The organism is Stenotrophomonas sp. (genome assembly GCF_050737575.1).
Lineage (GTDB): Bacteria > Pseudomonadota > Gammaproteobacteria > Xanthomonadales > Xanthomonadaceae > Stenotrophomonas.
Genome location: NZ_JBOHXW010000002.1, coordinates 670,462 through 686,224 on the forward strand (window position 1 = coordinate 670,462; position 15,763 = coordinate 686,224).

Annotated in this window: 9 protein-coding genes; 3 read left to right on the top strand and 6 right to left on the bottom strand. The window is 64.7% G+C overall.

Going from position 1 to position 15,763, the window contains the following annotated elements:
* Positions 1-157: 157 nt before the first annotated feature.
* From ACREP4_RS06295 to ACREP4_RS06320, 6 genes are all read right to left on the bottom strand, one after another.
* Positions 158-1,957, bottom strand: coding sequence for an MFS transporter (locus tag ACREP4_RS06295; protein ID WP_431595295.1), 1,800 nt, complete (start codon positions 1,955-1,957; stop codon positions 158-160).
* A 130-nt stretch (positions 1,958-2,087) separates the two neighbouring features.
* On the bottom strand, positions 2,088-3,203 hold the full coding sequence (gene nagA, locus ACREP4_RS06300; RefSeq protein ID WP_431595296.1) for an N-acetylglucosamine-6-phosphate deacetylase: 1,116 nt from the start codon (positions 3,201-3,203) through the stop codon (positions 2,088-2,090).
* Positions 3,200-3,979, bottom strand: a complete 780-nt coding sequence (locus ACREP4_RS06305; RefSeq protein ID WP_431595297.1) for a DeoR family transcriptional regulator — start codon at positions 3,977-3,979, stop codon at positions 3,200-3,202. Before ACREP4_RS06305 ends, nagA begins: the two co-directional genes overlap by 4 nt.
* Positions 3,980-4,013: 34 nt before the next feature.
* Complete coding sequence (locus ACREP4_RS06310) at positions 4,014-5,348, bottom strand: D-tagatose-bisphosphate aldolase, class II, non-catalytic subunit (RefSeq protein ID WP_431595298.1); 1,335 nt, start codon at positions 5,346-5,348, stop codon at positions 4,014-4,016.
* 16 nt (positions 5,349-5,364) lie between these two features.
* A complete protein-coding gene (locus ACREP4_RS06315; protein WP_431595299.1) occupies positions 5,365-6,303 on the bottom strand; it encodes an ROK family protein in 939 nt (312 codons plus the stop codon).
* Positions 6,296-7,450 carry an SIS domain-containing protein gene (locus tag ACREP4_RS06320; RefSeq protein ID WP_431595300.1) on the bottom strand — a complete coding sequence of 385 codons (1,155 nt, stop codon included), beginning with the start codon at positions 7,448-7,450 and terminating at the stop codon, positions 6,296-6,298. The genes ACREP4_RS06315 and ACREP4_RS06320 overlap by 8 nt, the downstream gene beginning before the upstream one ends.
* 319 nt (positions 7,451-7,769) lie before the next feature.
* Between ACREP4_RS06320 and ACREP4_RS06325 the strand changes: the two genes are divergently transcribed.
* The 3 genes from ACREP4_RS06325 (at position 7,770) to ACREP4_RS06335 (ending at position 15,707) form a co-directional block, all read left to right on the top strand.
* A complete protein-coding gene (locus ACREP4_RS06325; protein WP_431595335.1) occupies positions 7,770-11,132 on the top strand; it encodes a TIM-barrel domain-containing protein in 3,363 nt (1,120 codons plus the stop codon).
* A gap of 123 nt (positions 11,133-11,255) precedes the next feature.
* Entirely contained in the window at positions 11,256-14,231 is a 2,976-nt protein-coding gene (locus ACREP4_RS06330; protein ID WP_431595301.1) for a TonB-dependent receptor plug domain-containing protein, read from the top strand.
* A 120-nt stretch (positions 14,232-14,351) separates the two neighbouring features.
* On the top strand, positions 14,352-15,707 hold the full coding sequence (locus ACREP4_RS06335) for a Gfo/Idh/MocA family protein (RefSeq protein WP_431595302.1): 1,356 nt from the start codon (positions 14,352-14,354) through the stop codon (positions 15,705-15,707).
* Positions 15,708-15,763 lie beyond the last annotated feature (56 nt).

The window sequence follows — 15,763 nt, forward strand, 5'->3', positions numbered from 1 at the left end:
GTTTTCTGCTGGCTTAGCCTTGGTTGCGAAGAGCGCAAGCCGGAGCACAAGCAAAACATCGGCACACAGCAATGCCAGCCGTCCCTTCTCCCGCCTGCGGGAGAAGGTGCCCGGAGGGCGGATGAGGGGGTTTTTGATTCCCGCCCTTTCGCCGCACTCAGCGGAAATGCGCTTCGATCTGTTCCAGCGTCTTGCCCTTGGTTTCGGGCATCCAGAAGGCGGCGACCAGGAAGAACACGAAGGTGCAGCCGGCCCAGAACAGGAACATGCTGGCGTAGCCGTAATGCCCCACCGTCGGCAGGAACACCGCGGCGATGGTGGTGGAGACGAACTGGTTGATCAGCAGCGCGATGCTCATGCCGTTGGAGCGGATGCGGTTGGGCATCAGCTCGGACAGGGCCAGCCAAACGCAGACGCCCGGGCCGACGGCAAAAAAGGCGACGAACACCAGAATGCAGGCCGCCACCATCCAGCCGTGCGTCGGTGTGGGAACCGGGCCGATCCAGGCCTGCTCGATCTTCAGGGGCGCGTTTGCGGCCACGCTCGGGTCGGGGAAGGGATTCAAATGCAGTTGGCGGAAGAAGCTGCCGATGACGCTGTCGGCGCGCACGGTGGCGTCGCGTTGAATGTTTACCTGATGATCGCTGGCGTTGTCGCTGCGCAGGGAGCGCACGTCGCTGAAACCGCCGTATGAATAGGACAACGTCAGCTGCAGCGGTTGCTGGTCGTGCATGCGTGCACCGGCCAGTTGCTGCCATTGCGCGGCGTCCAGATCCAGCTGCAGGCGGTCATCGAGCACGGCGTGTTGCAGCAGTGGCTGCACGTCTGCGCGGCCTTGTTCGGCCTTGAAGAACAGCATCGCCGAGGCGAGCAGGGCCAGGCAGATGCCGCCGCTGCCGAGCATCAACAGGAATTTGCGGCCCTTGCGATCGACCAGCAACAAGGCGGCGACGGTCATCAATGCGTTGAGCAGTTTGATGGCGACATCGGCACTGTTGGCGGCCGAGCCGGGCAGGCCGGCTTGATTGAGGATGTTGACCGCGTAGGCCAGGATCGAATTGATGCCGGTGGCCTGGGTGCAGGCCAGGATCACGCAGGCGAGCAGGAACGGCACCATGTAGCGACGGCTGAACAAGCGGTCGCGTTTGCCGTCGGCCGTTGCGGTGTCCGGTGCCTGGATCTGCTGCAGCGTGCTTTCCACCTGTGTGGCCGGCAGCGTGCGTTGCAGGCTCTGTCGTGCGGCGTCGATGCGGCCGCGCTGCACCAGCCAGCGCGGCGACTCGGACAGCCCCAATACGCCGATGCAGAACACCACGCCCGGCAGCAGACAGCTCCAGAAAATGGTGCGCCATGCGTGGTCTTTGACGGCGAACAATTCCTGCGCCTGTTGCACCAATGGCAGGTTGCGCAGGGTGTCGGCGGCGGCATCGACGACATGCGCGTGATAGAGGCCGATCAGTGCGGCCAACACCAGACCAATGGTCAGCAGCAGCTGGAACATCGCTGCGCCACGACCACGGCGTTCCGGCGCCAGCACTTCGGCCAGATACAACGGCACCACCACGCCGATCAAACCGCCGCTGATACCTTGCAGCAGCCGGCCGAGCAACAGCGGCGTGTAGCCCGACGCCAATGCCATCACCGGGATGCTGGCGGTGAACAGCACGCCGGCCAGCAGCATCGCGCCGCGTCGGCCGATCAGGTCGGCGATCAAGCCAGCAAACAGCGAGGACAGCACGCTGCCCAACAGCACCGCTGCGACCACGAAGCCGAGTTGCTGGCTGCTCAACTGCCAGGCGTGGCTGGCGGTGGCTTCGAGATAGGGCAGGGCGCCGGCGATGATGCCGATGTCGATGCCGTACAGCAGGCCGCCGAGGCCGGCGATGAAAAGCAGATAGCGGACCGGCCAGCGGGGCGTGGTATCGGCGACGGGCGTGGCGAAGGCGGAGTCGGTCATCGGCGCGTTCCTGGGGCAGGGTTTTGTAGTGCCGAGCCATGCTCGGCGGCATTTCGTTCCGGGCTCTGCGTAGCCGGATCACGCTGCGCATCTGCGCGGTATGCCGAGCAGGGCTCGGCACTACAGGGAATCAGTGCAGATCGACCGAATGGCCGTTGATCCACACCTGCTGCAGCTGCAGATCCGGGTTCAATACCACCATGTCCGCGCGCAGGCCCGGGGCGATGCGACCGCGATCTTCCAGACCCAGGTAATCGGCTTGGATGGTGGAAACTCGTTGCGATGCGTCGGCCAGCTCCAGACCGACATCGACCAGATTGCGCAGCGCTTGATCCATGGTCAGTGCGCTGCCGGCGAGCGAGCCGCTGGCAAGGCGCACGCAGCCCAGGCATTTGTGCACGCGCTGTTCGCCCAGTGCGTATTCGCCGTCGGGCATGCCGGTGGCGGCGGTGGCGTCGGTGACGGCATACAGGCGCGGAATGGCGCGCACGGCCATGCGGATCACGCCCGGATGCACGTGCTGCAGGTCGGGAATGAGTTCGGCGTACTGCGCATGTGCCAATGCGGCGGCAGCGATGCCGGGCGTGCGGTGATCAACGCCGGTCATGCCGTTGAACAGATGGGTGAAGCCGGTGGCGCCCGCCTGCAAGGCGGCCACGCCGTCTTCGTAGGTGCCAGCGCTATGGCCGACCTGCACGCGGATGCCCATCGCCGCGAGGGCGGGAATCAACGCGGCGTGCTGGCCGATTTCCGGGGCGATGGTCAGCACCTTGATCGGCGCCAGCGCGTGCAGGTGCTGCACGGACTCCAGTGTGGCCTCCAATGTGCGCGGCGGTTGCGCGCCGAGCCGCTGCGGGCTGATGAATGGGCCTTCCAGATGCACGCCGATGATCTGCGCGGCGTTCGTATCCGGCGTGGCGATCACCTGAGCCAAACCACGCAATGCGTTCTCGATTTCCTCGAACGCGGCGGTCATGGTGGTGCCGAGCAGGGTGGTGGTGCCGTGGCGGGCGTGGGTGCGGGCGATGGTGCGGGCGACATCGCCGCCCTGCATCAGATCGACACCGGCGCCGCCGTGGACATGCAGGTCGATGAAGCCCGGCAGGATCACCGGCAGTTGTGCGGCATCGCCGGCGTGATCTTCGACTTCAAGCGACAGGATCTGCTGCTGGTCGAAGTGAACGTGGCCGCGACGCCACCCCAGCGGGGTGAGGATGCGGCCGAGCAGGGAGCGGGTATTGGTCATGGCGGTGGTGGCTCGGCGATGATCACCTCGATCCCCTGCTGCTGCAGGCCCTCGCGGGTGGCATCGTCGATGCCGGGGTCGGTGATGATGGCTTGGATCTGGTCCAGACGGGCGATGCGGTGCAGGCTGACCCGGCCAAACTTGGAGGCATCGGTCAGCACCACAATGCGCCGCGCGCGCTCGACCATGCGGTGGTTGAGGCGGGCTTCGCTCTCGTCGTGGGTGGTGAGGCCGAACTGCAGGTCCAGTCCATCCACGCCCAGAAACAAGGTGTCGAAGCTATAGGAGGTGAGGCTGGATTCGGCCTGGTTGCCTTGCAGCGACAGCGACTGCTTGCGCAGCAGGCCACCGGTGAGCAGCACGTTCACGCCCGGTGCGTTGGCCAGCTCCCAGGCGATGTTCAGGCCGTTGGTCATCACCGTGACGTCGCGGTGCCCGTGCAGATGCCGGGCCAGCGTCATGGTGGTGGAGCCGGAGTCGATGATGATGTTGTCACCGGCATGCACCTGCAGCGCGGCGCGCCTGCCAATGGATTCTTTCAGCGACAGGTTCAGCGCATCCTTTTCGTGGATGTCCTGCTCCAGCGGCGGCATCCGCACCAGCGTCGCGCCGCCGTGGGTGCGGGTGGCCAGGCCTTGGATTTCGATCTGACCCAGGTCGGTGCGGATGGTCACCGCCGACACGTCGAACCGGTCAACCAGCTCCGATACCTGCACCGTGCCCTGTTCGATCAGGAGCTGCAGAATCTGCTGGCGCCGGGAGCGTGTATTGCGCATGAGCATCTCTTCCTTGTGGAGTGAAAGCGGAAGATTAACCGTTCGCAAGAATCGAAGCGTGGGAGCTTTCGGTTTTCTTGCGAGCGCCAGCCAAGTTGGCGCTGCAGGCGCGGGCGTACTCGCCCAGGCAGAGGCCGATGTGATGTTGGACCAAGGCGGCCGGTGTGTTGGCCAACTGTCCGGCACGCACCGCGCGGAATTGCTCGGGCAGGTATTGGCTGAGCAGCACCAGCGACGGTGCGTGTTGCTCAAGGTTGGCGAACAGGGTCTGCACGGCTTGCAGCAGCGCCGGTTCGCCCCAGTAGTAGCGGCAGCGGTCGCTGAAGGCATAGGCGCGCAACAGGCGCAGGCTGGCTTCGTCGCCGTGGTAATGCGCCTGCCAGTACTTCGGCTGCGTGGTCATCACCTGTTCCAGCACCTGCGGCAGCTGCGAGCACTGCGCGGCCGGCAACAGTTCGGCTTCGATGGCGGCCAAGGCAAACAGCGCTTCGCGGTAGGCAAACGTCGCCGCCGGGCCGACCTTGAGAATGGCGAAGTGATCGCGCACCAATGCATGCAGGCCGGATTCGCGCTGGTAATCGGTGGAGTGCGCTTCAAACACGATGCGCGGCTGCTGCTCCAGGAAATCGGCCAGCGTGGCAGCGGCGGCGGCATCGTAGTCGTGCACGCTGCTGTGGTCGAAATCCACGCCGGGTTGCACCACCATCGCAATCACGCGTTGCCACGCATCGCGCAGTTCCGGTGTGTCGAATGCCTGCTGATGGATGGCCAGCGTCTGCGCGGCGGCGGCCGGCGTGGTGACGGCCAGACCGCCTTCGAGCGAGGCTTCGCCACCGGGGATGGGGACTTCGGTGCCGATCACATACAGCGGCAGCGGCAGGTTGTTCGCCGCAGCAGTGCGCTCGGCGATGACCGCCAGTTCGGCCGAGCGTGCGGCGACGATGGCGTCGGGCAGCGGCGTCGGGTCGTCGGCGCAGGACATGCTGCAGTCCAGGTGAATCTTGTTGAAGCCGGCCGCGACGTAGGCTTCGATCAGCACGCGCGCGTTGGCCATTGCCTCGGCGGCCGGCTGTTTCTGCCAGGCATTGGGGCCGAGGTGGTCGCCGCCAAGGAACAGCTGTTCGTGCGGGAAGCCTTCTTCGTCGGCCAGTGCCTGCACATAGTCGCGGTACTGCGGCGGGGTCATGCCGGTGTAGCCGCCGAACTGATCCACCTGGTTGGACGTGGCCTCAATCAGCAGCACCGTGCCGTAGCGCGTGGCCACCTGCATGGCGGCGCGCAGCACCTGCTCATTGCTGCAGCAGACGCTGTACAGGCCGACATTCTGGCCCTGGCGGTGGGCGGTGAGCAGGGATTGCAGCGAGGACATGACGAACTCCCGGGGGTCAGGAAAAAGCAGGTTGGCAGGCGAGCAGGGCGGCACCGCGTGCGCCACCGGCGTCGCCGAAACGCGGCGGCACGATGGGCGGTACTTCCACGCCTGCAAAAAGATGGGCGGCGATGGCTGCTGGCAGTTGCTGGTACAGCGGCGCGTATTGCGACAGGCCACCACCGAGCACGATCACATGCGGGTCCAATGCCAGGATCAACTCGGCGAAGCTGTGGCCGAGCAGGTCGCGGTGGATGTCCAGCGCCTGTTGCGCGCGCGCATCGCCGGCTTCGGCCAGGGCAATGACATCGCTGGCATTGTTGGCGCTGCCGCCGAGGTGGCGTTCGATCATGGCCACGCCGCTGCCGGACACATAACGCTCCACGCAGCCGCGCAGGCCGCAGCCGCAATCCAGCAGTGGCAAGCCGTGACGCTGCAGCAGATTGGCCGGCACGCTCCAGTGGCCCCATTCGCCGGCCAAGCCGTTGAAGCCGCTGATCAGCCGGCCCTGCACGCAGTAACCGCCACCGGCGCCGGTGCCGAGGATGGCGCCGAACATGCTGGCGTAACCATCGGCCGCGCCGCCGTGTGCTTCAGACAAGGCAAAGCATTGCAGGTCGTTGCCGAAGCGCAGTGGGCGCTGCAGACGCGCCTGCAGATCCTGCGCGACACATTGGCCGGTGAGCGCGGGCACATTGGCACTGAGCTGGCGGCCAGTGCGGCGGTCGCGCACGCCGGGCAGGGCGATGCCGATGGACGCGGCGGCATTGCCCAGTTCGGCATCGGCACTTTCCACCAAGGTCATCACCGCCTGCAGAAACGCGTCGTAGCTGTCCTGCGGCGTTGCGATGCGCTTGCGCCACGTCACCTGCATGGCGGCATCGCAGGCCACCAGTTCGATCTTGGTGCCGCCGATGTCGATGCCGTAACAGGCGTGTGGCGTGGGCTCAGTCATGGTGGATGGTCACGCCTTTGACAACGCGGTTGACGGTGCCGTCGGGGAACGGGTTGTCCGGGGTCAGGCCCATCGAGGCCGAACGCTGCAGCGCATACAGCTGCGCGAACGGCAGCCACACCGGCGCAAGCCAGCTGTCGGCGATGGCCGGCACCGGCAGCGTGTAGTCGTCATCGGCACCGATGTCCGATTGCGGACCAATCGACAACACCTTGCCGGCGACACCATCACCGCGCAGTTCTTCCAGCAGATCCTGTTCGTAGCGACGCGCGAGCGGCTGTGCGCTGCGGAACACGATGACCAGGGTCTGGCTGTTGAGTGTGGACTTGGGCCCGTGACGGAACCCCAGCGGGGTGTTGGCAATGGCCAATACGCGGCCGGCGGTGAGTTCCAGCACCTTCAACGCGGCTTCGCGCGCCAGCGCTTCGTGCGGGCCACTGCCCAGGTAGATCACGCGGCTGAAGGGTTCGCGTGCCAATGCCGCCACGGCCGAATCCCATTGCTGGATGCCGTTGCGTGCCAGCGCGGCAACCTGTTGCAGGCGGGCGATGCGCTCGCTCCACGGTGCACGGTCGAACACACTCAGCGCGGCCAGCAGCATGCAGGTGAGGCTGCTGGTCATGGCGAAGGCGCGGTCACAGCTGGCTGCCGGCATCAGCAGGGTGCAGGTGTCGTCGCGGCCGGCGCCACGTCGCGCAAGCTCACCATCGGCATTGCAGGTGATGTCGAGGAAGCGGGCGTCGTCCACATCGGCGCGCACGCGCTCCACCGCCGCCACACTTTCAGGGCTGGAACCGCTGCGGCCAAACGACACCAGCAGGGTCGGGCGGTCGCGCTGCAGGTACAGCGCCGGATGCGTGAGCAGGCTGGTGGTGTGCACCACGCGCACCTCGGCCGGCCACTGCGCATTGATGGTGTCAGCCACCATTTCGGCGATGAAGCCCGAGCTGCCGGCACCGGTGAACAACACGCGCTGGCGCGGGTCGTTCAGGCGCTCACCAAGGAAGGCCTGCAAGCGCGTGCAGTCATCGGCGAGGGTGCTGGCCAGGGTTTCCCACAGCGTTGGCTGCTGGGCGATTTCGGTAGCGGTGTCGGTGCCGCCCAGCTGCTGCCAGGTGGTCAGGTCGGAAAGCAGGGTGAGATCCATTCTTGATTCCTGTTGTGCGGGGGAACCTTGTTCGTTTTCTTTCGGAATGTCAAATACCGAAAGTAAAAGAAAAGAAACCAATGCAGCTCACTTTCGCAGTGAGTGCGTCATCACGAACGAAAGGTTGCGCGTAAAACCCCTTTCGTTACAGGTGAATAGCCACTTTTCGGGCCAATGGAAAGTGGTGCTCTGCAGCATCTTTCGATTGCAAGAAATTCAACTTACTTTTTGCTTTCATTTTGTTGACATCTTTCGATTTACTCCCCAGAGTCGGCCACAACTGAAATCGCAACGTCCGATGAACGGGCCAGGGGACAAGGTGCATAACCACAATCGTCGTTCGCCGCTGCTGCTGGCCCTGCTATCCGCGCTGTTGCTGCCGGCCTTGTCTGCGAATGCGGAACCGGTAGGCAATCTGCGTTCGGTGGCGGCCAGCGAGGGTCGTGACGGAGTACGCGGTTGGGAACTGCTCACCGATGCCGGCACCACGCTGCGCATCGACGTGCTGGCCAACGACATCGTGCATGTGCAGGCCGGTCGCAAGGGCAAGCTCACCGGCCCCGGCAACAAGGCCGCGCCGATCGTGCTGCCGCAGCCCACGCAGCCGGTGCAGGCGCAGTTGGAAGAAGACACCAACGAAATCCGCGTACGCACGCCGTCGCTGGTGCTGCATGTGCAGCGGCAGCCGCTGCAGCTGCGCCTGGAGCGTTTGGACGGCGAGCGCAGCGTGCCGATGTGGCAGGAACTGCAGCCGCTGGATATGGCCGCCGAACAAAGCGTGCAGGTGCTGTCCTCGCAGGCCGATGAAGCGTTCTACGGCGGCGGACAGCAGAACGGCAAGTTCCAGTTCAAGGGCCGTGAGTTGGAAGTTTCCTATTCCGGCGGCTGGGAAGAGGGCGACCGACCGAGCCCGGCGCCGATGCTGCTCAGTTCGCGCGGCTGGGGCATGTTGCGCAACACCTGGAGCGACGGCAGCTACGACCTGCGTCAGTCCGACCAAGCCACCTTGCTGCATCGCGAAGACCGCTTTGATGCCTATTACTTTGTGGGCGCCGATCTGCAGCATTTGCTGGAGCGCTACACGCAGCTGACCGGCCGGCCGAACATGGTCGCGCGCTGGGCGCTGTCCTACGGCGATGCCGATTGCTACAACGACGGCGACAACAGCAAGAAGCCCGGCACTGTGCCGGAAGGCTGGAGCGACGGCCCGACCGGCACCACGCCGGATGTGGTCAATAGCGTGGCCGCCAAGTACCGCGAAAACGATATGCCCGGCGGTTGGATTCTGCCCAACGATGGCTATGGCTGCGGCTACAAGCAGCTGCCGGAAACCGCGCAGGGTCTGGCCAAATATGGCTTCAAGACCGGCCTGTGGACCGAAAACGGCGTCGACAAAATTGCCTGGGAAGTGGGCAAGGCCGGCAGCCGCGTGCAGAAGCTGGACGTGGCCTGGACCGGGCAGGGCTATCAGTTCGCCATGGACGCGAATCAACAGGCGTTCAACGGCATCTTGAACAACTCCGACTCGCGCCCGTTCCTGTGGACGGTGATGGGCTGGGCCGGCATCCAGCGCTACGCGGTGGCGTGGACCGGCGACCAGAGCAGCAGTTGGGATTACATCCGTTGGCATGTGCCGACGCTGGTGGGTTCGGGGCTGTCGGGCATGGCGTATGCCAGTGGCGACGTGGACGCGATCTTCGGCGGCAGCGCGGAAACCTTCACCCGCGATCTGCAGTGGAAAACCTTTACGCCGGTGCTGATGGGCATGTCCGGCTGGTCGTCGAATGCACGCAAGCATCCGTGGGCGTTCGACGAACCGTATCGCTCGATCAACCGCGATTACCTCAAGCTGAAAATGCGCCTGACGCCGTACATGTATGGCTTGGTGCATGACGCCGCGCAGAGCGGCGCGCCGCCGGTGCGCGGGCTGATGTGGGACTACCCGCAGGATCCGCACGCACAGGACGAAACCTACAAGTACCAATTCCTGCTCGGCCGCGACCTGCTGGTCGCGCCGGTCTACCGCAGCCAGGCAGCGAGCCGTGGCTGGCGCCGTGACATCCACCTGCCGGCCGGCGGCTGGTTCGACTATTGGGATGGCCGCCATGTGCAGGCGGGCAGCGCAGGCAAGCAACTGGATCGCGAAGTGGAACTGGCGACGTTGCCGGTGTTCGTGCGCGCCGGTGCGATCCTGCCGATGTATACGGAGATGCTGTTCGACGGCGAAAAGCCGCTGGATGAAGTGACTTTTGATCTGTACCCGCAGGGCGAGTCCAGCTACACCTTGTACGAAGACGACGGCAGCACGCGCCGTTATCAGAAGGGTGAATCCAGCACGCAGCAGATCCGCGTGCAGGCGCCGGCGCAGGGCAGTGGCCCGGTGCAAGTGCGGATTGATCCGGTGCAGGGCCAGTACCAGGGGCAACTGTCGCAGCGCCGTTACGGCCTGCGGGTGTTGAGCCGGCAGGCGCCGCACGCGGTGCAGGTAAGTGGGCGTGCCCTGACGCAACTGGCCGACGCTGCTGCCTTGCAGGGCGCGGCGGAAGGCTGGTACTTCGATGCGAAGGAGCGTCAGGGCACGCTGCACGTACGCACCGCCACGCAGGACATCCGCCAGCCGCTGCAACTGCAGCTGGATTTCCCGGTGGCCGCCGCGCTGGCCGATGACGTTTTCCCGGCTGCACCGGAGCTTGGCCGCGCATTGCCGGCGGACAGCCTGTTGCTGGTCAGCCGCCCGGCAGAAGAGCCCGGCCATCCGCTGGAAAATGCACTCGACGATGATCCGGCGACGTGGTTCCGCAGCGTGCGCAATCAAGCCATCCGCACCGGCGCGCACGAATGGGTGGTCGGCTTCGGCGAGCGCAAGTTGATCGATGGCATCGAACTGGCGCCGCGCAATGACAAGCACTGGAAGCACGGCCAGGTACGCGACTACGAAATCTACATGGGCGACAGCAACGGCGAGTGGGGCCAGCCCATCGCGCACGGTCGCCTGCAGTTGAAGGAAGGCTTGCAGCGCATCGACTTCGCCGCGCACGCCGGCCGCCTGCTGCGCTTCCGCGTGCTCAGCGTGCAGAACCCGGATGGCGATGGCGAAGCTGCGAACGATCCGATGGTGACGGCCGCGCAGGGCAACACGGCACGTGCCGTGGATGCATTGCAGCCGCGTGATGTCGGCCCGATTGCGCTGTCCACCTTCCACATTCTTGAGCAGCAAGCGGCCGAGCGGCCGGCGCAGCAGCAGTTCCTCTCCCAACTGCCGCTGCCGGCCGCGCTGGCCGCATCGGTTCACGCCGATCGCGCGTTCCGTGCCGATGTGCCAATGCGCATGAACGGCCTGCAGTTCCGGCGCGGACTCGGTGTGGGTGCAGAGAGCCGCATTGATCTGCGCATCAAGGGCCAATGGAAACTGCTGCGTGCCGACCTCGGTATCGACGACCAATGCCGTGACGCTGGTGGCATGCAGTTCCAGGTGTGGGGCGACGATCGTCTGCTGTACGACAGCGGCTTGGTGAAGGCGCCCGGCGTGGTCAAGCCGGAACTGGACATCCGTGGCCTTAGCCATTTGAGCCTGCGCACATTGGGTGCACAGGGCAAACAACCGTCCCAGGTTTGTGGCAACTGGGCCAACGCCGTGCTGATCGGCGAGGAGGGCGACAGCGCCGAACTCGTCGCCCCATGACCGCCACCTCGTAACACCGCTGCTCCGTGACAACACACCGACTGCGCTCTCAGGGAGCGCGGGCCGGGATCGCTTTGCCCCGCCAATTGCTTCCTTTTGCGTGACCTTGCCAGGAGAGAACCCATGTTGCCCGCCCGCCGCACACCCCATCGCTACACGTTCGCCCCGCTGTCGCTGGCTGTTGCCAGCGCCCTGTTCGCCATCGCCGCGCCTGCGTTTGCGCAGGACAATGCAGAGAAGAGCAAAGACAAGGCCACCGAGCTGGCCCGTGTCGAAGTCACCGGTTCCAACATCCGCCGCAGCGATGTGGAGACCGCCTCGCCGGTGCAGATCATCAGCAAGCAGGACATCGAGAACATGGGCGCGCGCACGCTGCTGCAGGTGCTCGACAACCTGCCGGCTGCGCGTCCAGGTCAGGTGGATTCCAAGTCGTTGTTCACCGGCTCCGACGGCGCATCGCAGGCCAACCTGCGTGGCCTCGGTGCACAGGGCACGCTGGTGCTGTTGAACGGCCGTCGCCTGTCGTATTACGGCGCCCCAGCCGGCTTCCAGACCCAGTTCGTCAACATCGATGCCATCCCCGCCGCTGTCATCGAACGCATGGAAGTGCTGACCGATGGCGCGTCGGCGGTGTACGGCACCGATGCGGTGGCCGGCGTCATCAACGTCATCACCAAGAGCAGCTACCAGGGGCTGGAAGTCAGCGGCACCTGGGACACCGCCTCGCGCTTTGATTCCTTTGGCGAGAAGCAGGCCAGCGTGACCGGCGGCTTCGGCGACATGGCCGAGGACGGCTACAACGTCTACGGCAGCGTCAACTTGTACGAGCGCAACGGTATCCCCAACAGCGAGTGGTACCTGAAGCATCCGAATCAGTTCTACGTCAACAATCCGGACTACATCAAGAATCTGCGGCTGGACACTGGCAGCGCACCGGGCGTGTTCAATCCCGGCTATTACTACGCCATCGATCCGGCCACCGGAGCGCGCGTGGATGAAGCAGCACCGGGCTGCAACAACGTGCTGCAGGTAGCGACCGGTACGCGCTGCATCTGGCAGGACTGGATGACCAGCCAGATCAATGGCGGCGCTGATTCCAAGCGCGTGACGGCTTACGTCAATGGCCACTTCCAGGTGAATGATGCGATCGAGGCGTTTGCCGAAGTCACCTATACCGACATCGACCTGCACGCCAACGGCGGTACGCCGCGCGCCTACGGCACCACTACCGGCAACCCGCAGAGCTGGTTCTCGCGCAACACCGGCAACACGGTCAATCAATTCCTGACTCCGTGGCTTGGCCCGAACAACGAGTACAACCACGCCAGCCCCGAATTGAAGGCGCTGATGGGTGGCGTGGTCGGCTTGGGTTACCTGCTGCAGGATGTGGGCGGCGGCCACTTCGGCCAGCGCAATACCGACAAGAGCTATCGCGCGGTGACTGGCCTGCGCGGCAGTGCCGGGGACTGGAACTGGGAGACCGCGTTCGCCACCGCCGGCTCGCACTCGGTCACCTACCAGACCACCAACGTCAACCTGAAGGGCTTCGAGAAAGCCTTCGGTCCGTACACCATCGATCCCGGCACTGGCCGCGTCATCATTTCCGATCACCCGGCCTACAAGTTCGGCGAGATCAGCGAAGCCAATGCGGCACTGATCCGCGAAGCCTTCCCGACCTTCGACATCGAGTCGTGGACGCGCCTGCATACCCTGGACGGCAAGATCGAAGGCCCGCTGTTCAATATGCCTGCCGGTGAAGTGCGTGCGGCGTTTGGCTTCAACGCCACCCGCGAGACCTTCTACACGCCGGGCAATCCGGATGCGGCAAACGGCCTGATCACCCAGCAGGGTGGCTCGTGGTTCGACGGCAAGCGCAACACCTACGCGGTCTTTGCCGAAGCCGTGGCACCGCTCACCGAGAAGCTGGAAATGGACCTGGCGCTGCGCCTGGACAAGTATCCGGGCTTCAGCGCCAACGCTGCACCGAAGATCGGCCTGAAGTACCAGGCACTGCCGCAGCTGATGGTGCGTGGTACCTACTCGGAAGGCTTCCGCGCACCGAGCCTGGCTGAAGCCGGCAGCGGCGGCGTGTATGCGCAGATTGGTGGCTATCGCGATGAAATTCGCTGTGCCGAAACCAATGCGATTGCCGGCCTGCTGCAGCAGTCCAATCGCGGCGTCGACCAGGATCTGGGCAACAGCCTGTGGAACAGCGATTGCAGCCGCAACGTGGCGCGCATGACCCAGCCCAACCAGGACCTGAAGCCGGAGAAGGCGAAGATCGCGACCTTCGGTGTCGTGCTGGAACCGACCGACTGGCTGTCGCTGTCGGCTGACTATTGGTTCGTGTACCGCCGCGATGAAATCGTCGCGCCGGATTACAGCAAGGAAGAAGACATCGACTCGATGACCCGCTTCCCGATCACCGAAACCGACCTGTCCAACCTGGCGGCGTTGGCGGCGATGTGCAGCGATCCGGCCAGCGGCGTGGCCTGTCCCGGCACCTTGCCCGGCTACAGCACCGGCAACGTGGCCAGTGTGATCGGCCAGTACAGCAACCGTGGCCGCACCCTGATCGACGGCTTCGACGTGGATCTGCGCAGCCGTTTCGATATCGGTAAATGGGGCCGCCTGAACATCGGCGTGGCCGCGACCATTGCCAACCGCAGCATGTACAACTCCGACGACGGTGACGGTTGGTACTACGGCAACGTGGTGGGCTACTACAACAACCCGAAGGTGCGGGCCACGTTCAACACCAATTGGACCTACGGCAACTGGGATACCGGCTTCTACGTCAACTATGTCGGTGGCACCAAGTGGGCCTACGACCGCATCGACGCGCAGGACAACAATGCGCAGACCTGCACCGGCAGCTACCTCGACCTGGCTCCCGGCCATTGCGGTGGCGCACCGGCGTGGTGGACGGCCAACCTCAGCGTGAACTGGCGTCCGATCGAGAAGTTGAGCGTCGGCGTGACGGTGAAGAACCTGTTCAACCGCCTGCCGTTCTACGACCCGAATGACTGGATGAACTTCGCCGGCTATGCCAACAACTTCGGTCGCATCTACAGCGTGACCGCAACCTACAAGTTCTGATGCTGTCGGGCCACCGCCGCCTCCTTTCATGCATTGCATGAGGGGAGGGACGGTGGCACCGTTTGTGTGGTTTCGATACGCGTGCCATCAACGGCGCGATTTCATGAAAGAGGATATGCAATGAAACGCAGGGAATTCATCATGGCCAGTGCGGCCCTGGCCGCAACCAGCTTGTTGCCGGAAACCCCGGCCTGGGCGCGCGGCCGCACCATGCGGTTGGGCGTGATCGGCACCGGCATGCGCGGTCAGGTGCTGCTGAAGGAACTGGTACGCCGCGACGACGTGGAAGTGGTCGCGCTGTGCGATATCGAACCGATCATGCTCGGTCGCGCGATGGACATGGTGGCCAAGGCCGGCAAGCCGGCGCCGCGCGCGTATGGCCAGGACCGTGATGAAAATGCGTGGAAGCGCATGCTCGAACAGCGCGGGCTGGATGGCGTGATCATCGCCACGCCGTGGGAATGGCACGCACCGATGGCCATCGCCGCGATGCAGGCCAAGGTCGCCGTCGGTTGCGAAGTGGTGGCCGGCATCACCCTGCAGGACCACTGGGACGTGCTCAACACGCAGCTCGCCACCGGCACGCCGTACATGCTGCTGGAGAACGTGTGCTATCGCCGCGACGTGATGGCGACCCTGCAGATGGTGCGCGAAGGTTTGTTCGGCGAACTGGTGCACCTGCAAGGTGGCTACCAGCACGACCTGCGCGGGGTGAAGTTCAATTCCGGTGATCCGACCCAGCCCTACGACAGCGGCGTCGAGTTCGGTGACAAGGGTTGGTCGGAAGCGCGCTGGCGCACCGAGCATTCGGTCAACCGCAACGGCGAGCTGTATCCCAGTCACGGCATCGGCCCGTGCGCGATGTACACCGGCATCAACCGCGGCAATCGCTTCACCCACATCAATGCGTTCGCCAGCAAGGCGCGCGGCCTGCACGAGTACACCGTCGCCAAGAGTGGCGGCACCACGCACCCGAGCACCCAGGTCAAGTTCAAGCTGGGTGACATCGTCACCACCACGCTGGCCTGTGCCAACGGCGAGACCATCCTGCTGCAGCACGACACCTCGCTGCCGCGCCCGTACTCGATGGGCTTCCGCGTGCAGGGCACCAAGGGCCTGTGGATGGACGTCAACCACGGCATCCACATTGAAGGCCGCAGCCCGCCGCACCAGTGGGAAGAGTTCAAGACCTACCAGGATCAGTACGAGCATCCGCTGTGGAAGACCAATGCGGCGACCGCGGCCAGCGCTGGCCACGGCGGCATGGACTGGTTCGTCATCCACGCCTTTGTCGAAGCATTGAAAGCCAAGGCGCCGATGCCCATCGACATCTACGATGCAGTGGCCTGGAGCGCGATCACGCCGTTGTCGGAGCAGTCCATCGCCAACAGCTTCCAGACCCTGGAATTCCCGGATTTCACCAAGGGCCTGTGGCAGCAGCGCAAGCCGATTTTTGCGTTCGACGGTCGTTACTGATCAGAAGCAAGCGTAGTGCCGAGCCATGCTCGGCAGAGGCTTCACCGGTAGTGCCG